Source organism: Cupriavidus gilardii (assembly GCF_008801915.1).
Classification (GTDB): Bacteria; Pseudomonadota; Gammaproteobacteria; order Burkholderiales; family Burkholderiaceae; genus Cupriavidus; species Cupriavidus gilardii.
The window spans coordinates 108,189-132,684 of the sequence record NZ_VZOV01000001.1 but is presented as its reverse complement, the minus strand read 5'-3'; the positions used below and the strand labels follow the sequence as shown (position 1 = coordinate 132,684).

The 24,496-nt window shown below is 67.8% G+C and carries 19 protein-coding genes; 9 read left to right on the top strand and 10 right to left on the bottom strand.

The window, feature by feature from the left end; translation table 11 throughout:
* Window positions 1-69 precede the first annotated feature (69 nt).
* A complete protein-coding gene (locus tag F7Q96_RS00520) occupies window positions 70-1,068 on the bottom strand; it encodes a siderophore ABC transporter substrate-binding protein (protein ID WP_053824206.1) in 999 nt (332 codons plus the stop codon).
* Window positions 1,069-1,079: 11 nt separating this feature from the next.
* A complete protein-coding gene (locus tag F7Q96_RS00515) occupies window positions 1,080-3,032 on the bottom strand; it encodes a ligand-gated channel protein (protein ID WP_144426026.1) in 1,953 nt (650 codons plus the stop codon).
* 343 nt (window positions 3,033-3,375) lie between these two features.
* On the opposite strand from F7Q96_RS00515, the gene F7Q96_RS00510 reads away from it, so the two are divergent.
* Both F7Q96_RS00510 and F7Q96_RS00505 read left to right on the top strand, forming a co-directional pair.
* Window positions 3,376-4,083: a response regulator transcription factor gene (locus F7Q96_RS00510; RefSeq protein ID WP_053824208.1), complete on the top strand. Its 708-nt coding sequence runs from the start codon at window positions 3,376-3,378 to the stop codon at window positions 4,081-4,083.
* A 3-nt stretch (window positions 4,084-4,086) separates the two neighbouring features.
* Window positions 4,087-5,520 (top strand): sensor histidine kinase, encoded by a 1,434-nt coding sequence (locus F7Q96_RS00505; protein WP_053824209.1) that lies wholly within the window; start codon window positions 4,087-4,089, stop codon window positions 5,518-5,520.
* Window positions 5,521-5,678: 158 nt separating this feature from the next.
* On the opposite strand, the gene purT is transcribed toward F7Q96_RS00505, so the two are convergent.
* The 7 genes from purT to F7Q96_RS00470 all read right to left on the bottom strand — a co-directional run bounded on the left by purT (window position 5,679) and on the right by F7Q96_RS00470 (window position 14,096).
* Window positions 5,679-6,884, bottom strand: coding sequence for a formate-dependent phosphoribosylglycinamide formyltransferase (purT, locus tag F7Q96_RS00500; RefSeq protein WP_053824210.1), 1,206 nt, complete (start codon window positions 6,882-6,884; stop codon window positions 5,679-5,681).
* Between the two features lie 158 nt (window positions 6,885-7,042).
* Complete coding sequence (locus tag F7Q96_RS00495) at window positions 7,043-9,073, bottom strand: gamma-glutamyltransferase family protein (RefSeq protein WP_151021892.1); 2,031 nt, start codon at window positions 9,071-9,073, stop codon at window positions 7,043-7,045.
* A gap of 196 nt (window positions 9,074-9,269) precedes the next feature.
* Window positions 9,270-10,061 carry an SDR family NAD(P)-dependent oxidoreductase gene (locus tag F7Q96_RS00490; RefSeq protein ID WP_053824212.1) on the bottom strand — a complete coding sequence of 264 codons (792 nt, stop codon included), beginning with the start codon at window positions 10,059-10,061 and terminating at the stop codon, window positions 9,270-9,272.
* Between the two features lie 175 nt (window positions 10,062-10,236).
* Entirely contained in the window at window positions 10,237-11,256 is a 1,020-nt protein-coding gene (locus F7Q96_RS00485; protein WP_053824213.1) for a hypothetical protein, read from the bottom strand.
* 93 nt (window positions 11,257-11,349) lie between these two features.
* A complete protein-coding gene (locus F7Q96_RS00480) occupies window positions 11,350-12,072 on the bottom strand; it encodes a GntR family transcriptional regulator (RefSeq protein WP_053824214.1) in 723 nt (240 codons plus the stop codon).
* Between the two features lie 90 nt (window positions 12,073-12,162).
* Window positions 12,163-13,026 carry a nucleotidyl transferase AbiEii/AbiGii toxin family protein gene (locus F7Q96_RS00475; protein WP_053824215.1) on the bottom strand — a complete coding sequence of 288 codons (864 nt, stop codon included), beginning with the start codon at window positions 13,024-13,026 and terminating at the stop codon, window positions 12,163-12,165.
* Window positions 13,023-14,096 (bottom strand): type IV toxin-antitoxin system AbiEi family antitoxin, encoded by a 1,074-nt coding sequence (locus F7Q96_RS00470; protein WP_053824216.1) that lies wholly within the window; start codon window positions 14,094-14,096, stop codon window positions 13,023-13,025. The genes F7Q96_RS00475 and F7Q96_RS00470 overlap by 4 nt, the downstream gene beginning before the upstream one ends.
* 220 nt (window positions 14,097-14,316) lie before the next feature.
* Here F7Q96_RS00470 and F7Q96_RS00465 point away from each other — a divergent pair, with 220 nt between their 5' ends.
* The 7 genes from F7Q96_RS00465 to F7Q96_RS00435 all read left to right on the top strand — a co-directional run bounded on the left by F7Q96_RS00465 (window position 14,317) and on the right by F7Q96_RS00435 (window position 23,457).
* Window positions 14,317-15,111 carry an alpha/beta fold hydrolase gene (locus F7Q96_RS00465; RefSeq protein ID WP_226994967.1) on the top strand — a complete coding sequence of 265 codons (795 nt, stop codon included), beginning with the start codon at window positions 14,317-14,319 and terminating at the stop codon, window positions 15,109-15,111.
* Window positions 15,108-16,418, top strand: coding sequence for an iron-containing alcohol dehydrogenase (locus F7Q96_RS00460; RefSeq protein ID WP_053824217.1), 1,311 nt, complete (start codon window positions 15,108-15,110; stop codon window positions 16,416-16,418). The genes F7Q96_RS00465 and F7Q96_RS00460 overlap by 4 nt, the downstream gene beginning before the upstream one ends.
* Before the next feature lie 182 nt (window positions 16,419-16,600).
* Window positions 16,601-17,980: an MFS transporter gene (locus F7Q96_RS00455; RefSeq protein WP_053824218.1), complete on the top strand. Its 1,380-nt coding sequence runs from the start codon at window positions 16,601-16,603 to the stop codon at window positions 17,978-17,980.
* A gap of 182 nt (window positions 17,981-18,162) precedes the next feature.
* Window positions 18,163-18,969, top strand: a complete 807-nt coding sequence (locus F7Q96_RS00450) for a sterol desaturase family protein (protein WP_053824219.1) — start codon at window positions 18,163-18,165, stop codon at window positions 18,967-18,969.
* Between the two features lie 190 nt (window positions 18,970-19,159).
* Entirely contained in the window at window positions 19,160-20,827 is a 1,668-nt protein-coding gene (locus F7Q96_RS00445; RefSeq protein ID WP_053824220.1) for an MFS transporter, read from the top strand.
* 33 nt (window positions 20,828-20,860) lie between these two features.
* Entirely contained in the window at window positions 20,861-22,051 is a 1,191-nt protein-coding gene (locus F7Q96_RS00440; RefSeq protein WP_082371792.1) for an HlyD family secretion protein, read from the top strand.
* A complete protein-coding gene (locus F7Q96_RS00435) occupies window positions 22,048-23,457 on the top strand; it encodes an efflux transporter outer membrane subunit (RefSeq protein ID WP_226994969.1) in 1,410 nt (469 codons plus the stop codon). The genes F7Q96_RS00440 and F7Q96_RS00435 overlap by 4 nt, the downstream gene beginning before the upstream one ends.
* Window positions 23,458-23,493: 36 nt before the next feature.
* On the opposite strand, the gene F7Q96_RS00430 is transcribed toward F7Q96_RS00435, so the two are convergent.
* Window positions 23,494-24,495 (bottom strand): Bug family tripartite tricarboxylate transporter substrate binding protein, encoded by a 1,002-nt coding sequence (locus F7Q96_RS00430; protein ID WP_151021891.1) that lies wholly within the window; start codon window positions 24,493-24,495, stop codon window positions 23,494-23,496.
* Window position 24,496 lies beyond the last annotated feature (1 nt).

Here is a 24,496-nt window from a genome sequence, read left to right as displayed (position 1 = left end):
CCGTTCCACATCCCGTCGCCCCCGCGAACGCGGGGGCCCAGCGTCTTTATCCGCTGGCCTCGCCGAAAGTCACTGGGTTCCCGCATGCGCGGGAACGACGGAAGTTGGGGGCGGGACGGCATCGCGCAGGACATCGCTGATTTGCTGCACCGTCAGCTGCATCCCCCGCACACCGCCGCCATCCATCAGGTACCACAGGACCGGGTCGAGCTTGACCACGCGCACCGGCTTGCCGGCGGCATTGCGCCCCAGCGCGGCGCCGTCGATCGAGGCGAGCGCAGCCGACGGCGGCTTGCCGACCGCCGCGTCGCGGTCGATCACGAACAGCCAGTCGGGATTGGCCTCCCTGACCTGCTGCACCGTCAGCTTCGTTCCCTTGCCCTCCGGATTCAGGCCCGGCAGGGCCGCCTGGAAGCCGAACGCATCGTGCACGGTGCCGAAGCGCGATCCCGGCCCTTGTGCGCTGATGTGCTCGCCGGCGATCAGCACCACCAGCGCGGTGCCGGCGGTGGCGGCCTTTTGCTTCAGCGCCTCCACGCTTGCGCGCAGGGCCTGCACGGCACTGCCGGCCTGCTGCTGGCGGCCGAACACGCGGCCGAGGCTGTCGGCATGGCGGGCGATGCTGCCGATGCGGTCGCCGCGATCGATGCTCAGGTCCACCGTCGGTGCAAGCCGGGACAGCGCCTCGTACTGCCTGGCCGAACGTCCGCCGACGACGATCAGGCCCGGTGCGATCGCCTCGATCACCGCCTGATTCGGTTCGAACAGCGTGCCGACCTTGACCACGCTGTCGTCCTGATAGCGGACCAGATGCGCGGGCAGCTTCGTTGCGGGGACGCCGGCGACGGGCACGCCGAGCGCATCGAGCGTATCGAGCGTGGACAGGTCCATCGTGACGACCTTGGCGGGCGGCGCGGCCAGCGTCGTGGTGCCCTTTGCATGGGCGATCGACAGCGCGTGGCCGGTGGCGGTGGACGTCGCCGTCGGTGCCGCCGCGAACGCGCTGCAGGCTGCGCAGATCGACAGCGCGGCGAACGCGGCGGACATGTTGAACGAAATCGATTGCATGGCCGGACTCCTCAGAACTTGACCGAGACGCTCATCCAGTAGCGCCGGCCGTCTTCGACATAGCCGTAGTCGGCATAGCGGACCGACTTGTCGAACACGTTGTAGATGCCGGCGAACACCGACACGTTCTTGTTGACCGCGTAGGTCGCGCCCAGGTCGACGAAGGTGTACGACGGCGCTACCACGGTGCTCGACGACGGTCCGGTGATCGGCTGGCTTTCCTTGCCGCGATGGTTGACGCGGGTCCAGGCGCGCAGCGCGCCGGTGGCCTGCCAGTTCAGCGTGGCCGTCAGCAGGTGTTTGGGCAGCTGGTTCAGCGGCTGGCCCTGGTACTGGCCGCTCTCCTGCTCCGACTTGGTGAAGGTATAGCTGCCGACCAGCGACCAGTTGCGCGCCAGCGGCCACTTCAGGTTCGCCTCGATGCCGCGCGAGTACGCCTTGTCGACGTTCATGTAGGTCGTCGGGTTGGCGCCGAACTGGTTCGGCCCGTCGGTGCATTGCGTGAGCGGGCAGGCGACGCGCGTGATCTTGTCCTTGAAGTCGTTGTTGAACACGGTGAAGCCCGCGTTGAAGCCCGTGCCGTTGTCGTACAGCAGCCCGATCTCCTGCGTGACCGAGGTCTCGGGCTTCAGGTCCGGATTGCCGTACATATTGCCGCCGCGGCTGGTCTGGCCCCATCCGGCCACGGTCTGGCGCAGGTCGGGAGCGCGGAAGCCGGTCGACACGCCGCCCTTGACGGTCCAGCGGTCTGCCACTTGCCAGACACCGTAGAGACGCGGACTGTAGTGGTCGCCGAACTTCTCGTCCTTGTCCATGCGCAGGCCGCCGGTCAGCGCGAAGCGCTCTGTCAGCCGCCATTCGTCCTCGGCGAACAGCGCCCATTGATAGCGCTCGACCTGGTTCGGCCCGCCCGCGATCTGGTTGCCGGTCTGGTCGTTCAGGCGCTGGTTCAGATAGTTCGCGCCGACGGTCAGCATGTGGTTGCCAAGCGGCATCGTCCAGCTGGTGCGCATGTCCAGGTTCTTGACCTTCATCCGGCGCGAGCGGTTGTCGAACTCTTCCTGCTGGATATAGCTGTCCGAGGTCGCGAAGCCCCAGCGGCCGGTGTGCGACAGCGCGTATTTCTCGCTGCGGTAGTCGGTCTCGGACGATGCCGGGCAGCCGGTGCGCGGACAGCTTGCGCCAGGCTGCAGCGGCGCCACGGTGCGGCCCAGCGTCTCCTCGATGTTCTGCCGCATCGAGGTTGCCTCGAGCACGATGTCGTGGTTGCGGTTCGGCGTCAGCGCGAGCTTCGCGGTCACGTTGCGCGTATCGCGGCCGCGGAAGCCGTAGGCGATGTCGTCCTCCTCGCGGTGCGTGTACTGGCCGTACAGCTGCAATCCAAGCAGATCGGTCTGCAGCGGGCCGGCCAGATAGAAGTTGCCCTGGTAGATGTTGCCGGAGGCGCTGTGCTGCTGCAGCGTGGCATCGGTGCGCACCTCGCCGGTCCATCGCTTCGGCACCTTGCGCGTGATGATGTTGATCACGCCACCCATCGCGTCCGAGCCGTACAGCGACGACATCGGCCCGCGCACCACCTCGATCCGTTCGATCGCGGCCAGCGGCGGCGTCCATCCGCCCTCGACGCCGGCGCTGTCCGAGTTGGTGCGGGTCTCGCGCGAGCTCTGGCGCTTGCCGTCGATCAGAATCTGCGTGTACTTGGCCCCCATGCCGCGCAGGCTGATGTCCTGCCGGTCGGCGCCGCCGGTGACCACCACGCCCGGCACGCCGATCAGCGCGTCGTTGATGTCGCGATAGGCACCCGTCTCCAGCGCCTCGCGCGTGATCACCGAAATCGACGCGGGCGCTTCCTTGATCTGCTGCTCGTAGCCGGAGGCGGTGACCACCACGGTCTCGAGCGTGGCCGGCGCGGCCGGCGCCTTGGCCTCGCCGGCGGCCGGCTGCGCCAGCGCACCGCCTGCCATCCATGCCGCGCCGCCCGCGCACAGCGTGGCGGCGACTCGTGCCACGGCGGGTGGCCTGCGTTGACCCCTCGTTGTCGTACTGCCCGCCGATCCCGCCTTCCTGCCGATATTGCCGCTATTGCTGCTACTGCTGCTACTGCCCATGCTCGCGATTTCCCCGTATGCCCGGCACGTCACAGGTAACCGGACTTGTGAATAACAATCATTCTCATATTAGAATGTGGTCCGCCGGGCTCATCAACGGGCTTTGGACAGCTTTTGACTTCTTTGCACTTCTTGACGTGACGCGCGATCGCGGCTCGATCGCCGCTCACGGAGACGGTGCCTACCCTTTCCGATTCGCATGCAAGTACGCTCGCCTGAAGCGCCAAGGCGCATCCTGCTGATCGACGACGACGTCGAACTGACGCAGATGCTGCGCGAATACTTCGAGCCGGAGCGCTGGCATTTCTCGGTCGTGCATCGCGGCGCCGACGGCGAGGCGCTGCTGGCGCGCGACGATCACGACCTGGCGCTGCTCGATCTGATGCTGCCCGACGGCAACGGGCTCGAACTGCTGCGCCGCCATCGCGCGCGTTCGCAGCGCCCGGTCATCATGTTCACCGCGCATGGCGACGAAACCGATCGCGTGATCGGACTGGAGCTCGGCGCCGACGACTATCTGGCCAAGCCGTTCAGCCCACGTGAGTTGAAGGCGCGCATCGGCGCGGTGCTGCGCCGCTTCGACATCACGCCGGACAGTGCGGCCGACACGCTGACGGTTGGCGGGCTGACCTTGCACCCGGGATCCGGCAAGGCCGTGCAGGCCCATGGCGAGACCTCGCTGACCGGCGCGGAAACGCGGATCCTGGAAATGCTGATGCGCTCGCCGGGACAGGTGGTTGCGCGCGAACAGCTGGGCCAATACGCGCTGGGGCGCGTGCCGGACCGCTACGACCGCAGCATCGATACGCATATCAGCAGCCTGCGCCGCAAGCTGGGGCTGGACGGGTCCGGGGCCACGACGGTCATCCGCAACCAGCGCGGTCGCGGCTACGTGCTGGTGGCTTGAGCCATGGCATCGCTGCCGCTGTTCTGGCGCAACTTCCTCGCCTTCTGGGCCGGCATGGCCGCGATCGTGGCGATCGGCATGGCGCTGACCGCATCGGTCGCCTGGTATCGCTTCCAGGCGCTGGACGGTCTCAATCCGGCCAGCCTGACGCAGGACGCGCTGCAGATCGCGCGCACGCAGGGGCGGCCGGGGCTGGAGCGCTGGGTGCGCGCGATGGACTCGCGCTTCTCGGCGCTGCAGATCTACCTGGTCGACGAGCACAACGCCGATATCCTGGAGCGCCGCCTGCCGACACGGGTGCATGACTGGGTCAGTACGCTGGAGCGCCCGCGCCATGCGCTCGCCGCGAGCGCGCCGCTCGACCACGATCGCGCCACGCTGCCGCTGGCCCCGGGCGCCAGCGTGTCCTGGTGGGACCCGCAGGCGATCCCGCTGCCCGGCGGCGAGGATCTGCTGCTGGTGTTCCTGCCGTTCGACTCCTCGCGTTGGGAGATGCTGCATCTGTCGCCGGTGATGCTGGCGCTCGGCCTGTTCGCGCTGGCCGTCAGCGCGCCGCTGTGCTGGGCGCTGACGCGCCATGTCACCGCGCCGGTGCAGAGCGTGCGCGAGGCGGTCCGCGCGCTGGCCGGCGGCGATCTGCGTGCGCGCATGCCGCCCGCGCTGGCCGCGCGCGCCGACGAACTGGGCCATCTGGCGCGCGATTTCGACAGCATGGCGGCGCGGCTGGAGGCGCTGGTCAGATCGCGTGAACGGATGCTGCGCAATATCGCCCATGAACTGCGTTCACCGCTGGCACGGCTGCAGGTTTCGACCGAACTGGCCAGGCGCGACGATGGCCGGCTGTCGGTGCAACTCGATCGGATCGAGCGCGAGATCGAGCGGCTCGACGGCCTGGTCGCGCATACGCTGACGCTGGCCCGGCTCGGCGCCAAGGGCTTGCCGTTGCAGCCGCTGGAACTGGCCGGCGTGGTGCAGGCCGTGGTCGAGGACGCGCGCTTCGAGGCCGCGGCGCGTGGCGTCTCGATCGAATGGACGGCCCCGCCGCCCGCGATGGTGATGGGCGATCGAGTGCGCCTGGCCAGTGCGATCGACAACGTGCTGCGCAATGCGATCCGGCACACCGATCCGGCCTCGCCGATCCGCGTGACGCTGCGCAGCGTTGGCGATCGGCTCGAACTCGATATCGTCGACGGCGGTCCGGGCGTGCCGGCCGATGCGCTGCCGCATCTGTTCGAGCCCTTCTATCGGGTCCGCGACGGTGCGCGGCCGGACGGCGAAGGCTCGGGGCTCGGCCTGAGCATCGCGATGGCCAGCATTGCGGCGCACGGCGGCGGCATCGCGGCCCGCAATGCGCTGCCGCACGGGCTGTGGGTCGGCATGTGGCTGCCGCGGGCGATGGCGCAGACGAGCGCGCCAACGAGACGGGCCGCGGCGTGAGCGCACGGCGATGGTGTTCTCCCTCTCACCACCGGGCAGCGGGTTGGGGAGAAGGGCAACGGCGCCGGCATGGCGGCCGCGCTTGCCCTCTCCCCCAGCCCCTCTCCCGCGAGCGGGAGAGGGGAGCAAATAGCGGTTGCTATCCACTCATCGGCTGATCATCCAGGCAGCCGCGGCAACACCTTGCCTGCCGCTTCTCGCGCGTTGGCTCGCGCAGTCTCGACATCGCCATCGTAGGCGAGCGCCACACCCATGCGGCGCTTGGTAAAGCTCTCCGGCTTGCCGAACAGCCGCAGATCGGTGCGGGGCACGCGCAGCGCCTCGTCGACGCCGTCGAACACCACGCCCTCCCCTTCCACGCCGCCGTAGATCACCGCGCTCGCGCCCGGGCTCTTCAGCGCGGTATCGACCGGCAGGCCCAGAATCGCGCGCGCATGCAGTTCGAATTCGCTCTGCCACTGCGTGATCATCGTCACCATGCCGGTGTCGTGCGGGCGCGGGCTGACCTCGCTGAACCAGACCTGCTCGCCCTTGACGAACAGCTCGACGCCGAACAGCCCCTGACCGCCGAGATCGCCGGTCACCGCACGGGCGATCTCGCGCGCCTTCTGCAACGCGGCGGGATGCATCGGATGCGGCTGCCAGCTCTCGACGTAATCGCCGGCCTGCTGCAGATGGCCGATCGGCTCGCAGAAATGCGTCTCGATGCCGCCGTCGGCGCCGCGGGCACGCACGGTCAGCAAGGTGATCTCGTAATCGAAATCGATGAAGCCTTCGACGATCACGCGGCCGTGGCTGACGCGCCCGCCGGCCATCGCGTATTCCCACGCACGCTCGACGTCCTGCGGACCGTCAAGCTTGCTCTGCCCCTTGCCCGAGCTGCTCATCACCGGCTTGACCACGCACGGGTAGCCGATGCCGCCGTCGATCGCGTCGCGCAGTTCCTGCAGCGAATCGCAGAAGCGATATGGGCTGGTCGGCAGGCCCAGCGTCTCGGCCGCCAGCCGGCGAATGCCCTCGCGGTCCATGGTCAGCCGCGCAGCACGGGCGGTCGGGATCACGCGCACCGTGCCGGCCGCCTCGAGCGCCTCGAGCATCGGCGTGGCGATCGCCTCGATCTCGGGCACCACCAGATCGGGCCGCTCGGCCTCGATCAGCGCCTTCAGCTGTTCGGGGTCGCTCATCGCGATGGTGCGCGCATGGTGCGCGACCTGCTGGCCCGGCGCGTTCTCGTAGCGGTCGACCGCGATGGTTTCGACGCCGAGCCGCTGCAGGGCGATCAGCACTTCCTTGCCGAGCTCTCCGGAGCCGAGCAGCATCACTTTGGTGGCACGGGGGGACAGGGGCGTTCCTAGCGTGGTCATGGGGACGAGAGATTCAAGAGTCAGCGCGCAAGCGGAAAGCGGCCATTGTACCGGGGCGCTGCCGGCGCCGGCCCGAACCGGCGCTGCAAGCGAAGCGGGCCGGGCCTGCTCGTACAGGACCCGACCCGCCCCTTCACTGCCGCGCTAACGCGCCGCCATCACGGCCGGAACGTATCGCCCAGCACCACGCCCTCGCGCCGCGGATCGGCACCGCCGACCAGCGCCGGCGCGCCGCCGATCGTCTCGCGCACGATCGCACTGAGGCCGCTCGACTGGTTGCCCACGCTGACGGTGTGACCCAGGTTGCGCAGACCCTTGACCAGCGGGTCGTTGTCGCCCGGCAGGCCGCCTTGCGGCGTGCTGGTATCGACGTTCGGATGCTCGCCGCCGACGATCATCGTCGCGTTGTTCGAACCGAAGTCGATCATCGACACCGCCTGCTGCGCGTCCATCTTCCAGTCCAGCACGCCGACCAGCGTCTTGGCGACGTATTGGATGATGGTGGCACCGCCGGGCGAACCGGTGGTCATCTTGAAGTCGCCGCGGCTGCCGTCGCCCTTGCGCTCGAACACCAGCGTCGGCGACATCGAGCTGCGCGGCCGCTTCAGCGGCTGCACGCGGTTGGCGATCTGCGCACCGTTCGCATCGACCGGCTCCGCGCTGAAATCGGTCAGCTCGTTGTTCAGCAGGAAGCCGCCGGTCATGTGGTACGAGCCCAGTCCCGATTCGATCGTCGTGGTCATCGCCACCACGTTGCCATACTTGTCGACCAGCGACAGATGCGTGGTGCCGCGCTCGGCGATGATCGGCGCGCCCATCGGCGCCCCGCCGAAGTTGCCGGCCGGCACGGGCCGCGGCATCGCCGCGGTCAGGCTGATCATGCCGGCGCGCTGGGCCAGATAGCTCTTGTTGAGCATCGTGTCCGGGCTGCCGCCGGGCAACGGCACGAAGTCGGTGTCGGCGACGTACTGGTTGCGATCGGCATAGGCCAGGTTGCCCGCCTCGCCGACCAGATGCACGCCGGTGACGCTGGGCTTGCCGCCGTTCTGGTCCATGCTGGTCGGCGCATGGCTGGCCATGTCGAAGTTCTCCAGGATGCCGAGAATCTGGCCGACCGCGATGCCGCCCGACGACGGCGGCGGCATGCCGCAGATCTCGTATTGCCGGTAGGTGGTGCAGACCGGCTCGCGCTTCTTCGCCTGGTAGTTGGCAAGGTCGTCGAGCGTGGTCACGCCCGGCGTGGTGCCGCCGTCGTAGGTCGTGCGGATCTTGTCGACGATGGCGCGCGCGATCGGACCGTCCTTGTAGAACGCATCGGCCCCGCCCTCGGCCACCGCGGTGAAGGTCTGCGCCAGCGCCGGATTCTTCAGGATCGTATTGACCGCGCGCGGGGTGCCGTCCGGATTCAGGAAGTAGGCGGCCATCTCCGGATCGCGCTTGATGTTCTGCACGGTGGTGGCGCTGGAGATCGACGCGGCCATGCGCGGCGGAATCGCGAAGCCGTCGGTGGCCAGCTTGATCGCTGGCGAGAACAGCTCCTTCCACGTCTTCTTGCCGTAGTCGCGATGGGCGAGTTCGAGCACGCGCAAGGTGCCCGGCGTGCCGATCGAGCGGCCGCTGCGCACGGCATTGGGCAGCGGCGGGGTCTGGTCGGTCGAGGACTTCCAGCGCAGATAGTTCTCGTCGGCCCCGGCCGGCGCGGTCTCGCGGCCGTCGTAGGCGATGACCTTCTTCGTCTGCGCATCGTAATGCATGATGAAGGCGCCGCCGCCGATGCCCGACGACTGCGGCTCGACCAGGTTCAGCACCATCTGCGCAGCCACTGCCGCATCGACCGCGGTGCCGCCATCCTTCAGGATGTCGCAGGCCACCTTGGTCGAGACCGGGTTGTTGGTCACCGCCATGTAGGTCTTCGCGTAGACCGTGCGCTTCGGCGCGTAGCCGGTGGCCACCTCGGGGGCGCCGGGCTCGCCGGGCAGTACGATCACTTCGCCGCCGGTCGTGCCGTTCAGCTCGCAGCCCGCCACCGGCTGCGGAGGCGGCGGCTTGTGGCCATGGTGGTCGTCGTCATCGTCGCCGCCGCACGCGGACAGCAGCAGCGCGGCGGTGGCCATCATCAGCCAGCCGCGGGAACGTCTGCGCGGCCGGGATGCGGGGAAAGCGGGATCGAAGGTCGTGCGCTGTCGCATGGCTGTCTCCTTGTTGTCGGGCATCGGCTGGAAGGGCTGGCTCTGTGCCCGGGATGCGAACGCGTCCGCCGGCGCGCATCTGGCGCCGGATCGGCGGCGGTGAGGAACGACAACTACGACGCTAGTACGCGCAGGGCCGCTATGCAATGGTCCTTATCGACGATCTGGCTCGCGGCGAACTCGCGCTCGGGCAGACTCAGCGCTCGATGCCGCCGCCTGGCTCGGCCATGCGGCGGTGCTGTTCGGCCAGCAGATCGGCCGGTGTCACGTTCGAAATCGCGGCGCGCAGCTTGTTCTGCCAGCCGGTGACGACGTCGCCTTCGCCGCGCAGCATCGCCTCGAAGCCCTGGCGCGCGACGTCGGCCGGATCGTCCTTCTTCTGCTGGCCCAGGCGCGTATCGACCATGTCCGCGCGCTCGAAGAATTCGGTCTCGGTCGCGCCCGGCATCAGGCAGGTCACGGTGACCCCGCAATCGCGCAGTTCATGCCGCAGCGCAAACGAGAAGGACTCGAGGAAGGCCTTGGTCGCGTTGTAGACGGCCTGATAGGTGCCCGGCATGAAGCCGGCGATCGATCCGGTGATCAGGATCCGGCCGGTGCGGCGATCGCGCATGTCGCGGCCGATGCGGTGCAGCAAGTCCAGCGTGCCGGTGACATTGGTCTCCACCACGCGCTGGATATCGCGAAAGTCCTGGTCGAGAAAGGCGCGGCCCAGTCCCCGGCCCGCGTTGGCGCACAGCACGTCGACCGGACGTCCGCGCGTGGCTTGATACAACGCCTCGACGCCGGCCGGATCGGCCAGGTCCACGCACAGCGCATCGACGGCCATGCCGGTATCGCGCAGCGCCACTGCCGCGGTGTCGATCGCGGGCTCATCCGCGGCGATCAGCAAATCGTAACCTTGCGTCGCACAACAGCGCGCAAGCTCGAAGCCGATGCCTGACGAGGCACCGGTGACGACGGCAAAGGGACGGGCGGCTTGGTTCACGGCGGTCTCCTGATGGCGGCTCGGCGCACGCCGCCCGGCGCAACGCTGTGCGCGGCGGCATGGCCGACCGGGTCATCAAGCAAACTTCGTTCCGCCGGTGGCGGTGCCATGGCACGCTGGCCGCTACGTCGCTCCGGTGGCCGGATTTACAAAAGCGGCAGGCCGTGCAGGCAGATCAACGGAAATCGCTGAAACGGATGTCCGGGGCGCTGGTGTTGTGCCGCGACGGCACGGTACGGCCGAAACGGATATCGCCGGCCTGCCAGGTCGACACCTCGGCGACCGTGGCATCGCCGGATTTACCCGCCGGGTCCTGCCAGGCCACGCGGCTCATGTCGGCGTTGTCCTCGGTCACATACATCGAGCGCAGCATGGCGAACGGCGCCTGCGTGCGATACGGCGGGTTGAAGGCGACGTCGAGCGCGGTACGCGTGCGGCTGATCTCGCGGATCGCCACCTGCGCCCCGCCACCGGCCGTAAAGCGCAGGCCGATCGTGCGCTGGCGCGGATCGATATCGATGTGGGCGATATCGACGATCGGCCGCAGGTCCTGCTGCACCGGCCCCATCAGGAACGACGATCCGTAGGCGTTGTCGGGCAGATGGGCGGCCGGCAGCGGCTTGGCGCGCCAGTAGCCGTCCGACGGATAGAGCACCAGCACTTCGGTCTCGACAACCTTGCCCTGGGCGCCCTTGCGCTTGTCGAAGAACTGAATCAGATGGAAACCGCCGTCCTTGCGCCCGCCCACGGTGACCGGCACGCGCTGCGGCCGCCAGAAGCTGTCGAAGGTGATGCCCACGATCGCGAGATCCTTGCCGTCATAAAGGCGGACCTTGCGCGGCTTGAAGGTGTGGCGCGGATCGGTGGGATGCGGGGTATCGCCGAAATTGCAGCCCGAGAAGTCCGGCGCCGAGCTGTCCTTGCGGATCTTGCCGATATAGGCGGGATGCAGCGCCTCGACGCGGAAGCGCTGGATCGACGGGGCCGACAGCGCGAAGGAGACGTTGTCCTCCTCGGCGCAGGTGGTCGGCGTGGTCAGATTGCGGACCTCGACCGCGGCCGGAACGGGATCGGTCGACGCGGCCGGCGTCGGGGCTTGCGCGAAGGCTGGGGCAGTCAGCAGGCTGAACAGCAGGGCCGGGAGCAGACGAAACGGGCGAAACGGGCGGATCTGGCGAGTCTGACGACGTGGCATGCGTTGGTGGGTTCCTTGTTTGCAAACCCGCGCCGTGCCGGCCGAATGCCTGAATGGTCTTGCATGGCCTGGGCCGGCAGCGCTTCGCAACCCCTAGCGGCGGTCGCCCAGCACGGTCGCGCGGGTGAAGTCCTCGATATTGTCCAGCAGCGCGTCGAGCGCCTCGCCCGCGCCATCGACATCGCCCTCGGCGATGGCAGCGGCAACACGGGCGTGCAGGCGCGCCATCTCCGGAAGATCGGCGGCCTGCTTGTAGTGAAAATACCAGAAGCGGCGCGACAGCCCATGCATCAACCGCATCGCGCCCTCGGCGAATTCGTTGCGCGCGGCCTGCAGACAGAGCTCGTTGAAACCCGCATCGGCGCGCACGAACGCGACTTCGTCCCCTTTCTTGACTGCGCGCTCGAACTCGGCGGCAAGGCGCCGGAAGGCCTGGCGCTCCTCGACCGTGGCACGGCGAGCCGCGCTGCGGCAGATCAACCGCTCAACCTCGCGCCGCGTCTCCAGCAGCCGCAATTGCTTGGCCACGTCGATCGGCGGAACCAGCAGGCCGCGCTGCGGCAGCACCACGATCAGATGCTCGCGCGCCAGCCGCTGAATCGCCTCGCGGATCGGCGTGCGGCCGATGCCCGTCATCTCGCTCAACTGGAATTCGGAGACCGACGATCCAGGCGCAAGCTGCAGCGTGACGATCGCTTCCTCGATCCACCGATAGGCCTGGTCCGTCAGCCGCCCCCGCGGCCCGGCCCCGTTCTCGCTGCCGTCATCCTCGACATGGGCCGCCGCCCGCCTGACTGTCGCCGCTTTCTTGACCATTGACGTCGTTTGCATGTTTGACGAATGCAAATTGTATATGAGTCATTTTGCGTGCGAGCGGGAAACCCGGCAGCGATATGGCCGCGACGCTCAGCGACGCAAGCCAAGCGCCCGCAGCCAGGCATCGACCTGTCCGAACGCATCCTGCTGCCACTGTTCGGGCGTCCGGTCGCGCAGGACATCGGTATCCTCGACAAACCTTCGCACACAGGTCGGCCCGAAGCCCTCTACCGTATCGAACTTGCGCGCGATGCAATCGAAGCCGATCGCGCCACTCGGGTGATCGAGCAATGGACGGCAAGCCTGGGCGAGCGCCTCGGGTCCTCCGGGGTAGTTGCGGATGCAGTAATAGATGTCGTAGGCATCCTTCTGTTTGTAGCGCCCGGCTAGCGCATGCCCCTTCATCGCAAGCAGCGCCGGAATCGAGCACACCGCAATTTCCACGCGATTGGTCCCGCCAGTCGGCATCGGTCCTGCAATCGCCACCATCTGGTAGAAGCGCAGCGCGAGATCCGTGCCGTCGGCACGCTGTACCGCAAAGTCGCTGATCAACGGCGGAACGTTCTTCACGATCTCGGCATCCCGCGGCATCAGGAAATCGACGATGACATCGATCGGCGGGCCGTCGTCCATTGCAGGGACCTCGCGCACCAACTGAAAGCGCCGGAGCGTACGGCGCTTTTCGTATCCGTGCTGCCTCAGCGCGTCGACCAGCGTCGCATACTGGCCGTCGCCCAAGGCCTCGGCATCCAGTCCCAGATCGACGTCCATGGTGCCGACATGCGGCATATCGTCTGTCTTGCCCAGCAATAACCAGGGCACCGCGCCGCCGACAATGGCGAATTTTCCCTTGAAGCTGCCAAGAATCTGACCGATTTCGATCAGTACCGTCTGGACCGCCGCTGTCGTGCGATCGTCGTAGTCCACCGCGGATTGCGGTTCACCGGATTTCATGTGTGCCAGGCGAGCTGATGTTGCCGCAGATGACCGGCCGCTTCCCTGCCCCGTTCGCCGGCATTCGCGAGGTCGAGGTAGGTCTGAACGGGACTCGTGCAGATGACACCGGGGGCCGGCTCGACCGTATCGCGGAACGGACCATGGTCCTCCAGCGTCATCACCACGGCATTCTCGCCTTTCAATGCCGGTGACAATTTCAACGCCGAGCGCAGTTGTTCGAGTCCCGCCTCGTCGGCATAGAAATACTGCGTCGCCGTGCGGGCATAGGGGGCTAGCCATTGCGCCGCCGAGAATGAGGCAAGCGTCATCAGTCCGGTCCGCGTCCGCATCGCATCTCGTACCGCATGCTCGAGCGCACTGCCATGCAGGGGCGTATAGAAGCCGTGACGCTTGCCGACCGGCGGCTCGTAGGCGTCGCGCCAGGCATCGAGCAGCGCATCGGGATCGCTCAGGGATAGACCGTCGCGCGAGACCTTCGCCCACTCGCGATCGAGCAAGCCGGCTCGGACATTGCTGGCGTGGCCGAGGCTGATGCCGGCGGCTTCGGCCAGTGCCGTGACGCGCCACGCGCGCCCTGGCTCTCGCAGCATCACGCGCAGCATCTGCGCCGACTTCGGCTTGAACAAGGAACGGAGGTCGCGGCGTTCGGCCAACGGCTTGCTTGTCACCGTCCGCTCGATGAAGACGGTGCCGAATACGAGGTGAACATTGCCCTCGAGGTCGAGGTAACCCGCATTGTGCTCGCGGCACAAGGCCCGCGCTGCGGCGGAGAGATACGGTGCAATCAGCACTGGCGTCGCGTCGTCCCGACCGCCAACCGCCGCGAGATGCCGAAGCTCCAGCAATGCGGCTCGCACATGGCGGGGTTGGCCGCTTGTGACAACACGACAGACCAGCGTATGGCACCGGTCCTCGACGCAAATGTCGGCGACAACGCCCGGCCCCAAGTCTTCGGGAAAGGCGGTTGCCAACTCGAGGCGTTCGATCACTGGCACCTGCCGCAATAGCGTGCGCAACGCGGTCGCCTCGCGTTCAAGTGCTTGGGTCGCGACTTCGGTGAGCGTCATCTGATGGAAGGGGCGCGTTGCTCGACAGTCTGTGTGCCAGATTTTCACTGAAACGGGCCCTTTCAGCAAATGCTGAAAGGGGTCATTTCAGTGAAAACCTGCATGGAGCCGATGCAGGTAGTCCACTGACCTCCCTCTCCATGCCGACTGTCCGCTTGCCATCCCGCCATTCTGTACACTACTATGATCCATCTAATATATTAGATGTACAGGAGACACCATGGCGGCAGACTCCATGGAAGTGATCGAAGTCGGCAGCGGGCCGTTGTGCGTGGTGGCGCTGCACGGCATCCAGGGGACGCGGGCGGCGTGGTTGCCGGTGGCGCAGCGATTGAGCGCGCTCTGTACCTTCGTGCTGCCGAATCTGCAGGGACGAGGGGCGGCGCCGCGGCCGGCGACGGCCGGCGGGTACACGTTGGAGCGCTATGCGGCCGCGGTACGCGAGGTCGTGGAACGGCATGCCGGTGGGCGTCGCTTCGTGCTGGCGGGATGGAGCATGGGCGTGTCGGTGGCGCTGCAGTACGCGGACCGTTACCGCGACGGCCGTGGCCAGGCACGCTCGCCGCTCGCGCTGTGGTTGCTGTCGGGGTCGCCTGCCCTGTGCCAAACGCGCTGGTTTCGCGCCGACGAAGGTGCGGCACTGCTGGATGAGATCGCCGCGCGCGAGCGTCGCCTGGGGTTGAGCGAGGCAGCCGACCACGCCGCCGTCGCGTTGACGTGGCAGGCGATCCGGCAGACCGATCAGCGTTCGCGCCTGGCTACGCTGCCGATGCCGGCCCTGGTCGTTCATGGCCGCGATGACGACGACTGCCCCTGGCCCCATGCGCAGGCGCTGGCCAATGGATTGCCCGCCGGCCGTCTGGCCACCATCGAACGCGCCGGCCATGGCCTGCTGACCGGTCATGCCGATGCAGTCTGCGAGTTCGCCTCGCCGTGGCTGCGACAGCTCGCCGACTCGATCCGCACCGGGGACACGCCTGCCCCCTCTCCGTCCATCCCCCTGGAGCTGCCATGAGAATCGAAGACCTGGTCTACTTCTGCGCGCCGGCGCGTCTGATCGTCGGCGCCGGTACGCGCGCGCAATTGCCGGCGCTGTTGCAGCGCCTCGGCCATCGTCACGGCGTGCTGGTCACCGACACCTTCTTCACCGAACACACGCCGTGGGTCGCCGAGTACATCGAGGCCGCGAGCGCCGCGGGCATCGAGACGGTGGTCTACGACGGCGGCATGCCGGATCCGAGCACGACGCTGTGCGACGAGGCCACGCTAACGCTGCGCGCGCGGCTCGGTGGCCGTGTTCCCGATCATCTGGTCGCGCTGGGCGGCGGCAGCAATATCGACCTTGCCAAGGCCTTGAGCCTGACGTTGCTGGAAGGCCGGCCTGTGCGCGAGTTCGCCGGTGCGTTGCCCGCCGGCACGCGGCCGATACCGCTGGTCGCGCTGCCGACCACGTCCGGCACCGGTTCCGAGGCGACCCCTGGCGCGATCCTCGTCGACCCCGACAACGCGACCAAGATCGCGGTGATGGACAACGCGCTGCGTCCGCAGATCGCGCTGATCGATCCCGAGTTCACCTACACCTGTCCGCCGCGCGTGACCGCGGATGCCGGCATCGATGCGCTGACGCATGCGATCGAGTCGTACCTGACCGTCGACAGCGCGGCTTACCCGCGGCAAGGCAACGCCGATCCCGGCTACAGCGGCCGCTCGGCGCTGACGATGCTGTTCGCCCGCGAGGCGATCGCGCTGTGCAGCCGCTACCTGCTGCGCGCCTATCGCGACAGCGGCTACGTCGGCGACACGGGCCACGGTGCTGCCGGCAGCCGCGATATCGAAGCGCGAATCGGCATGTCCTATGCCAGCCTCTACGCCGCGTTGTCCTACGGCAGCGCCGGCCTGAATGCGGTGCATGGCATCGCCTATGCCGTCGCGGGCCTGACCCACCGCTCGCACGGCAGTACCAATGCGGTGATGCTGCCCTATGTGCTGGACGCGCTGCGCACCACGCGTGGCGCCGATCTGCTGGCGCTCGCGCCGTTGTTCGGTGTCGACGCGGACAGCGACGCCGAGCGCATCGCCGGCGTGCCGCTGGCCGTGCGCAATTTGATCGACGCGCTCGACATCCCGTCGAACCTGCAGGCCTTCGGCGTCCCGCGCGACGCGTTGCCCGCTCTGACGCGCGACGCATTGGGCGTCACCCGGCTGGCACAGGCGTTTCCCGTCGACGACGTGCCGGGCACTTATGCGCAGGTGATCGAGCATGCGTGGCGCGGCGAACTCGCCGCCCATCGAGCGGCTCCGACCTCGCGCCGGGTGGCCTAGGGCAAATCCCGAGCGGCGCCCGGCAGGCCGCGTCCAATCACGCTTTCCGGCTGAAAACACGGCCTTCCCGGCGCCATCCCGGCACATCCGCGGCCGCACGCAGCTTGCATACCCATAGCATCCATCTAATATATTAGTCAGACCGCCGACAGGCGGCCCCACGACAACGACAGGAGACAACCATGGACATGTCGGCAGGCAGTGTGGCGCTGACCCCCGGAGTCGCGGCGCGGCTCGAGCGCCTTCCCATGACCCGCTATCAACGCACCTTGTTCGGCATCATCGCGACCGCCTGGTTCTTCGATTCGATGGACCTCGGCATGATGACCTTCGTGCTCGGCTCGATCAAAGCCGAATTCGGCCTGAGCGCGGCGCAGACCGGCCTGCTTGCCAGTTCCAGCTTTCTGGGCATGTTTGCCGGCGCAGCCGTGGCCGGCATGCTGGCCGACCGCTTCGGCCGCAAGCCGGTGTTCCAGGTCAGCATGATCTTCTGGGGCGTGGGCAGCCTGATGTGCGGGCTGGCGGACAGCGTGACCTCGCTGATGCTGTATCGCGTGCTGCTCGGCTTCGGCATGGGCATGGAGTTTCCGATCGGACTGTCGATGGTGTCGGAGATCGTGCCGGCCAGGAGCCGCGGCAAGTATGTCGCGATCCTCGAGGGCTTCTGGCCGATCGGCTTTATCGCCGCTGGACTGCTGGCCTACCTGACCTTGCCGGTGATCGGCTGGCGCGGCATCTTCATCGCGATGGCGCTGCCGGCGGCGTTCGTCTTCGTGGTGCGCCGGATGGTGCCGGAATCCCCGCGCTGGCTCGAGGGAGCGGGACGGCAGCGCGAAGCCGAGGCGGTGATGGCCGGCATCGAGGCACGCGTGGAGCGTGCCAGCGGCAAGCCGTTGCCCGCCGTCCAGCAGGGCTTTGCGCCGGCCGCGGTCCACGATCGAAAGACGATGTTCGGCGAGCTGTGGAAAGGCCCGTACGCCAGGCGCACCGTGATGCTGTGGGGCGTGTGGTTTTTCGCGCTGCTCGGCTACTACGGCCTGACCACCTGGCTCGGTGCGCTGCTGCAACAGGCCGGCTACGCGGTGACCAAGTCGGTGCTGTACACCGTCTATATCTCGCTGGCCGGTATTCCCGGCTTCATCTTCTCGGCGTGGTTGCTCGAGAAATGGGGGCGCAAGCCAACCTGTGCGCTGATGCTGCTCGGCAGCGCCGCGTCCGCCTATCTGTATGGGCAAGCGGCCGTGCTGAAGCTGCCGGTCGAACAGCTGATCGCCGCCGGCCTGTGCATGCAGTTCTTCCTGTTCGGCATGTGGTCGGTGCTGTATGCCTACACGCCCGAGCTGTATCCGACGCGCTCGCGTGCCACCGGTTCCGGCTTCGCCTCGTCGATCGGCCGCATCGGCTCGCTGGTCGGCCCCTATCTGGTCGGGGTGCTGCTGCCCGTCACGGGCCAGGGCGGCATCTTCACGCTGGGCGCGCTGTCGTTCGCGATCGCCGCGATCGCCGTGCTGTGGCTCGGCATCGAGACCAAGGGCCGGTGCCTCGAGGAAGTGTCGAGCTGACCGGCCCGCCATGTCGTTCCGCGGGCAGGCGGGACGACAGAACGTCGACGGCCCTCGCTTGCGAGGGCCGTTTGCTTGATGGGCACGGCACGGCCGATCGCGACACAAATCGTTTGACACCGCGCCATATACTACTAATATATTAGTACGATGTCAGTTCGGCATAGACAGGAGACAACATCATGATGAGCGAACGCCAACGCAAATTCCGCGAGCAGTACAAGGCCGATATCAGCCCGCTGTACAACGGCCTGCTGCATATCGGCGTGATCTTCGCCGCCGGCATCGCGGCGCTCTATTACTGCGCGACGCGGCTGGAGAACGCAACCTGGGAGTGGCTGCTGGTGCTGCCGGTCTTTCTCGCCGGCAATCTGGTCGAATGGTTCATGCACAAGTACGTGATGCACCGGCGCATCGACGTGTTTGCGCTGCGCGCCATCTACGAGCGGCACACACGCCAGCATCACCAGTACTTCACCGACAACGAACCCACGATCGACACCACGCGCGAATTCCGCATCGTGTTCTTCCCCTGGCGCGTGCTGATCACGCTGGGCGTCGGCGGCGGTCTGCTCGGCTATCTGGCCTATCTGCTGATCAATGCCAACGCCGCCTATATCGTCTTCATGACGATGGTCGGGCACTACCTGGTCTACGAGGTCTTCCACTACTGCTGCCATGTCCACGACAACTGGTTCGTGCGCAACATGCCGTTCATCAACACCATTCGCCGGCACCATACCGCGCACCACAACCAGGGAATCATGATGCACTACAACATGAACCTGACCTTCCCGATCGCCGACTGGCTGATGGGCACCAGCGATCTGCGCCGCGGCCTGCTCGGCCACCTGTTCAACGGCTACAGCGAGGACCATATCAAGGAGGAACTGAAGCCGATCATCCGCAAGTTCCGTCACGACGATTCGCGCGTGACGCTCGATGGTCCGCAACTGACGGAAGACGAACGGCGCGCCATGGCCGCCTGACAGCGGACCGCCTTCCATCGATCGATGGCCGGGATCGACGTCCCGGCCATTGTCTTCGATGGCCGACCGGATCGGACTGCGTTCCGTCCCTGCTTGCCCCGACAGCAAACGATGGCTTGACACTTCAGCCCGGCAGCGGCAATCATCGATCCCGCCGGACCTTCGCTGAACCCGCTTCCCCGTCATGCCAATGGGCGCTGCCACGGCCGAATACCAGTTCAAGCCGCACGAGCGGCCCACCATTCCGGGCTCTCCCGCGACGCCCGATCATCCGATGCCACGGCGCATCGGCTATTTCTGTGTCGGCGTGCTGATCGGCCTGACCGGCGGCTTCGGCAACGCGCTGGTGATCGCCAACCTGAACAATATCCAGGGCGTGTTCGGTCTCTACAGCGACCAGGCGGCGTGGCTGTCGACGGTCTACGTGATGACCAACGTCTGCGCCAGCATGCTGCTGATCAAGTTCCGGCAGCAGTACGGCCTGCAGCATTTCGCGCGGCTGTTCCTGCTCGGCTACGTCGTCATCACGCTTGCCCACATCTTCGTCCATACCTTCGAGACCGCGTTGCTGGTCCGCGCGGCCAATGGCATCGCGGCGAGCGGACTGAGCACGCTGGCGCTGTACTACATGATCCAGTCGATGCCGGCAGCGCACCGGCTCAAGGCGATCGTGCTGGGCATCGGCGTGCCGCAACTGGCCACGCCGCTGGCCCGCGTCCTGACCTCCGGCATGCTGGAGGCCGGCAACTGGAAGGCGCTGTACCTGTTCGAGCTCGGTCTCGCGCTGCTGTCGCTGGTCGCGGTGGGCCTGCTGCGGCTGCCGCCCAGCGAGCGCATCCGCGCCTTCGAGAAGCTCGATTTCTTGACGTTCGCGCTGTTCGCGCCCGGCATGGCGCTGTTGTGCGCGGTGCTGAGCCAGGGCCGCATCCTGTGGTGGACCGAGGCCGCCTGGCTCGGCTATGCGCTGTGCGGAGCGGTGGCGCTGATCACCGCGGCCCTGTGGATCGAGCATAACCGTGCCAACCCGCTGCTGAACACACGCTGGCTGGGCAGCCGCGCGATGCTGCGCTTTGCGCTGGTGGCGATCGCCGTGCGCGTGCTGCTGTCGGAGCAGGCCTACGGCGCGGTCGGGTTGCTGACCGCGCTGGGCATGGGCAACGACCAGCTGGTGCCGCTGTACGTCGTCGTTTCGCTGGCGACCATCGCGGGCCTGGCGGTCAGCGCGCTGACGGTCAATCCGCTGAATCTCGAGCGGCCGATCCGCATCTCCCTGCTGCTGATTGCGATCGGCGCCTTCATGGATGCGCACTCCAACAATCTGACGCGGCCGGCCAACATGTATTTCAGCCAGGCGCTGATCGCCTTCGCCGCGGTCTATTTCATGGGGCCGACGCTGCTGATCGGCATGCTGCGCGCGCTGTCCAGGGGCATGAGCCATATCGTCAGCTTCTCGGCGCTGTTCGGCATCACGCAAGCGCTGGGCGGTCTCGCCGGCTCGGCGCTGCTCGGCACCTTTCAGATCCATCGCGAGAAATTCCATTCGCACTCGCTGGTGCAGTCGATCACGCTGACCGACCCGCTCGATGCAGCCCGCATCCAGGCGCTGGGCGGCGCCTACGGACGCGTGCTGACCGATCCCGCGCTGCGGCAGGCCGAGGGTTCGGCGCTGCTGGCCCAGCAGGTCACGCGCGAGGCCAATGTGCTGGCGTTCAACGACGTGTTCCTGACGATCGGCATCATCGCGTCCGCGACCTTCGCCTGGCTGCTGGCGCTCTATATCCGCGATCGTATTCGTGGCCACAATCCGATGGCCGAGCCGCTGGAAGCGATGGCCAGAATGCGGCAGCGCCAGCAATAGCATCGACAACAAGAACAACATCTGGAGCCACCGGTGACCGACCCAACGCCGCGCCGCGAACCCGGCCCCGCCCCTTCCGCGCACGGGACCGGGCAGACGGATTCGCACGAGCGCCTGCAGGATCCCGTCGAGGTCCCCCAACAGGCCTCGGCCCCGCCGACCGGCTGGTCGCCGCCCAAGGGCACGCGGCGGGCCACGATCATCGTCGTCGCGATCGCGCTCGTCAGCATCCTGATCATCCTGTACGCGTGGGGACTGCCGCCCTTCACGCGCGTGATCCAGGGCACCGACAACGCCTATGTGCGCGGGCAGACGACCGTGATCAGCCCGCAGGTCAGCGGTTATGTCACCGATGTTCCGGTGCGCGACTTCCAGCAGGTCAAGGCGGGACATGTGCTGCTCAAGATCGACGACCGCATCTATCGCCAGCGGGTCGAGCAGGCCCGCGCGAACCTCGACACGCAGATCGCCAACCTGAACAACACCGACCAGACGCGCCGCTCGCGCGAAGCGACGGTGCTGGCGCAGCAGGCGAGCCTTGCCAACGCGCAGGCGCAATTGCTGCGGGCGCAGGCCGATATGCGGCGGGTCGACGAGCTGGTGGCGGACGGCTCGGTGTCGCTGCGCGAACGCGACCAGACCCGCGCCGCATTGCGGCAGGCCGAGGCGGCGGTGCGCCAGGCCCGCGCCGCCACCGAGATTGCCCGTCAGGACGTGCAGGCCGTCGCGGTCAGCCGCGAGGGGCTGCAGGCGGCAGTCGAAGCGGCGCGCGCGGCGTTGAAGCTGGCCGAGATCGACCTGGCCAATACCGTGCTGCGTGCCCCGCAGGACGGGCAGCTGAGCCAGATCGGCGCGCGCCTGGGCCAGTACGTCACGGCCGGCACGCAGGCCATGTTCCTGGTGCCGCCGAAGTTGTGGGTGATCGCCAACTACAAGGAGGCACAGACCTCGCACATGGCGCCGGGCCAGCCCGCGAGCTTCCGCGTCGACGGGCTCGACGATGCCCGGCTGACCGGCCGCGTCGAACAGCTGGCGCCCGCCGCGGGTTCGGAGTTCGCGGTGATCCAGCCGGACAACGCGACCGGCAACTTCGTCAAGGTCGCGCAACGGATCTCGGTGCGTATCGCCATCGACCCGAACCAGCCTCTCGCGGCGCGGCTGCGGCCCGGCATGTCGGTGCGGGTCGAGGTCGATACGCGGGGAGCGGAGTCCCGCACGCGATGACGGCCCCCACCCGCCTCCCGCGTATTCGGGCATCGTTGCGCATGGCGCTGTGCGCCGCGGCACTGCCGCTGCTGTTCGCGTGCATGGGCCCGCGGCCCCAGCCGCCGGCCGGCGCTGCGCTGACGCCGCCGCCCGCATGGCGCGTCGACCCGGGTCCCAGCGCGCCGCTCGAGCGAGACTGGTGGCGCCGCTACGGCGACCCGGTGCTGGCGCAGTTGGTCGAGCGCGCGCTGGCCAGCAATGCCGATCTCGGCATCGCCGCGGCCCGCGTCGCCGAAGCGCGCGCGCAGCAGCGGCTGGCGCGGGCCCAGTTGCTGCCGACGCTCGACGCCACCGCGACCGGCGGGCGCTCGCGCAGCCTCAATGCGCTCGGAAGGGAATCGATCTCGAATTCATTCGAGCCGCAGTTCCAGGCCGCCTATGAGGTCGATCTGTTCGGGCGCCTGGCCGACCAGTCGACGGCGGCGCGCGCCGGCACGCAGGCCAGCGAAGCGGCGCACGACGCCGCGGTGCTGTCGGTCGCAGCGGCCACGGCGCGCGCCTATCTGACGCTGCGCGCGCTCGATGCCCAGCTTGCCGTGGTACGCCAGACGCTGGCCGCCCGCGAGGATGCCTTGCGGCTGGCGCGGCGCCGTGCCGATGCCGGCTACACCTCGCAACTCGAGTTCGCGCAAGCGCGCGCCGAGTACGAATCGACCGCGCAGGCGGTGCCCCAGGCCGAGCTGGCCGTCGCCCGCCAGGAGAACGCCTTGCTGCTGCTGATCGGCGAGTCGCCATCTGGAGAGATTGCGCGGGGCGCCGCGCTCTCCGTGCTGCGGCCCCCGCCGATCCCCGACGGCCTGCCCGCCGACCTGCTGCGGCGGCGGCCCGATATCGCGCAGGCCGAATTCCAGCTGGCCGCGAGCGATGCCAATCTGAGCGCCGCGCGCAAGGCCTTCCTGCCGCGGCTGCATCTGTCGGGATCGGCCGGCCTGCTGTATGCGAGCGGCGTCGCCAGCCCGGTCCGCATCTGGTCGCTCGGCGGCAGCATCCTGGCACCGTTGTTCGAGGGCGGGCGCATCGAGGCCGGCGCCCAGGTCGCCACGGCCCAGCGCGATCAGGCGGCCTTCGCCTATCGCCGCACCGCGCTGACCGCCTTTCGCGAGGTCAACGACAACCTCGCGGCGCTGCGCCAGCTGGAGGCGCAGGTACTGCATCTGGGCCAGCAGCGCGACGCGCTCGCGGCCGCGCTGCGCCACGCGACCAACCGCTATCGCGCCGGCTATTCGCCGTATCTGGAGCAGCTCGATGCCCAGCGTGGGCTGCTGAGCGCGGAGCTGAGCCTGATCCAGGCACAGGCGGACTGGCTCAATGCCAGCGTGGCGCTGTACCAGGCGATGGGTGGCGGCTGGTCGCGCACCGATTGAGGGTCGATCCGGGGTCGATTGATCGCTGGTCCGACCTCATTCCAGAACAACGCCAGCCGCCTTCCCGACCCGGCTCCACTTCTCGATGTCCGCCTTCTGGAAGTCGGCAAGCCGCTGCGGCGTGCCGCCCACTACGTTGATGCCGAGCCGATCCAGTTGCGCCACGACCTCCGGGTCCTTCAGCGCACGGTTGATCTCGGTGTTCAGCCGCAGCACCACCGCGGACGGCGTCCCCGCCGGCGCGAAGATTCCCTGCCAATGCTCCGCCTCGAAGTCGGGCACGCCGGCCTCGGCCATGGTCGGCACCGCGGGCAGGTTGGCGACGCGCGCCTTGGTCGCCACGGCCAGGGCCCGCAGCTTGCCGGACTGCACCAGCGGCAGAATGGGCGCCGTCGGTGCGAACATGAAGTCGACATGCCCAGCCATCACGTCCTGGATCGCCGGAATATCGCCCTTGTACGGCACGTGGGTCATGTTCAGCTTCTGCTGCTCCTTCAGCAGCTCGGCCGACATCTGCAGGATCGTGCCGGTACCGCCGGAGGCATAGCTCAGTTTGCCCGGCTGCTTGCGCGCGGCGGCAAGCAGGCTGGCGACATCGCGATACGGGCTGTCGGCCCCGACCACCAGCACGCTCGGAATCGTGCCCACCAGAGCGATCGGCGTGAATCCCTTGACGGCATCGTACGTTGGCCGTGGGTTCAATGCGGGCCCGATGGCATGGGACGCGGTCGATGCGCCGAGCAGCGTATAGCCATCGGGCTGTGCCCGCGCAACGAAGGCCGAGCCGATGGCCCCGGTGGCACCCGGCTTGTTCTCGACGACGACGGTGGTCTGCAACGCCTTGCCGAGCTTCTGCGCAACCAGCCGCGCGATGATGTCGGTGGTCCCGCCGGCCGGATAGGGAACGACATAGGTAATCGGCCTGCTCGGCCAGTCGGATTGCGCCGAGGCCGACAGCGGTGCGCCGATGGATGCGGCTAGCATCGCGAAGGCCAGCGACGAGCAAAGGTGCCGGCGGATGCCGCGGTTCCCTTCCATA

Excerpts from the sequence above, each read along its gene's own strand:
- F7Q96_RS00465 (WP_226994967.1), top strand. The coding sequence starts at position 14,317 with ATGGCGGCAGACTCCATGGAAGTGATCGAAGTCGGCAGCGGGCCGTTG.
- F7Q96_RS00520 (WP_053824206.1), bottom strand. The coding sequence starts at position 1,068 with ATGCAATCGATTTCGTTCAACATGTCCGCCGCGTTCGCCGCGCTGTCG.
- F7Q96_RS00430 (WP_151021891.1), bottom strand. The coding sequence starts at position 24,495 with ATGGAAGGGAACCGCGGCATCCGCCGGCACCTTTGCTCGTCGCTGGCC.
- F7Q96_RS00435 (WP_226994969.1), top strand. The coding sequence starts at position 22,048 with ATGACGGCCCCCACCCGCCTCCCGCGTATTCGGGCATCGTTGCGCATG.
- F7Q96_RS00495 (WP_151021892.1), bottom strand. The coding sequence starts at position 9,073 with ATGCGACAGCGCACGACCTTCGATCCCGCTTTCCCCGCATCCCGGCCG.
- F7Q96_RS00515 (WP_144426026.1), bottom strand. The coding sequence starts at position 3,032 with ATGGCAGGCGGTGCGCTGGCGCAGCCGGCCGCCGGCGAGGCCAAGGCG.
- F7Q96_RS00480 (WP_053824214.1), bottom strand. The coding sequence starts at position 12,072 with ATGGTCAAGAAAGCGGCGACAGTCAGGCGGGCGGCGGCCCATGTCGAG.
- F7Q96_RS00470 (WP_053824216.1), bottom strand. The coding sequence starts at position 14,096 with ATGACGCTCACCGAAGTCGCGACCCAAGCACTTGAACGCGAGGCGACC.
- F7Q96_RS00475 (WP_053824215.1), bottom strand. The coding sequence starts at position 13,026 with ATGAAATCCGGTGAACCGCAATCCGCGGTGGACTACGACGATCGCACG.
- F7Q96_RS00460 (WP_053824217.1), top strand. The coding sequence starts at position 15,108 with ATGAGAATCGAAGACCTGGTCTACTTCTGCGCGCCGGCGCGTCTGATC.
- F7Q96_RS00445 (WP_053824220.1), top strand. The coding sequence starts at position 19,160 with ATGGGCGCTGCCACGGCCGAATACCAGTTCAAGCCGCACGAGCGGCCC.
- purT (WP_053824210.1), bottom strand. The coding sequence starts at position 6,884 with ATGACCACGCTAGGAACGCCCCTGTCCCCCCGTGCCACCAAAGTGATG.
- F7Q96_RS00485 (WP_053824213.1), bottom strand. The coding sequence starts at position 11,256 with ATGCCACGTCGTCAGACTCGCCAGATCCGCCCGTTTCGCCCGTTTCGT.
- F7Q96_RS00450 (WP_053824219.1), top strand. The coding sequence starts at position 18,163 with ATGATGAGCGAACGCCAACGCAAATTCCGCGAGCAGTACAAGGCCGAT.
- F7Q96_RS00510 (WP_053824208.1), top strand. The coding sequence starts at position 3,376 with ATGCAAGTACGCTCGCCTGAAGCGCCAAGGCGCATCCTGCTGATCGAC.
- F7Q96_RS00505 (WP_053824209.1), top strand. The coding sequence starts at position 4,087 with ATGGCATCGCTGCCGCTGTTCTGGCGCAACTTCCTCGCCTTCTGGGCC.
- F7Q96_RS00455 (WP_053824218.1), top strand. The coding sequence starts at position 16,601 with ATGGACATGTCGGCAGGCAGTGTGGCGCTGACCCCCGGAGTCGCGGCG.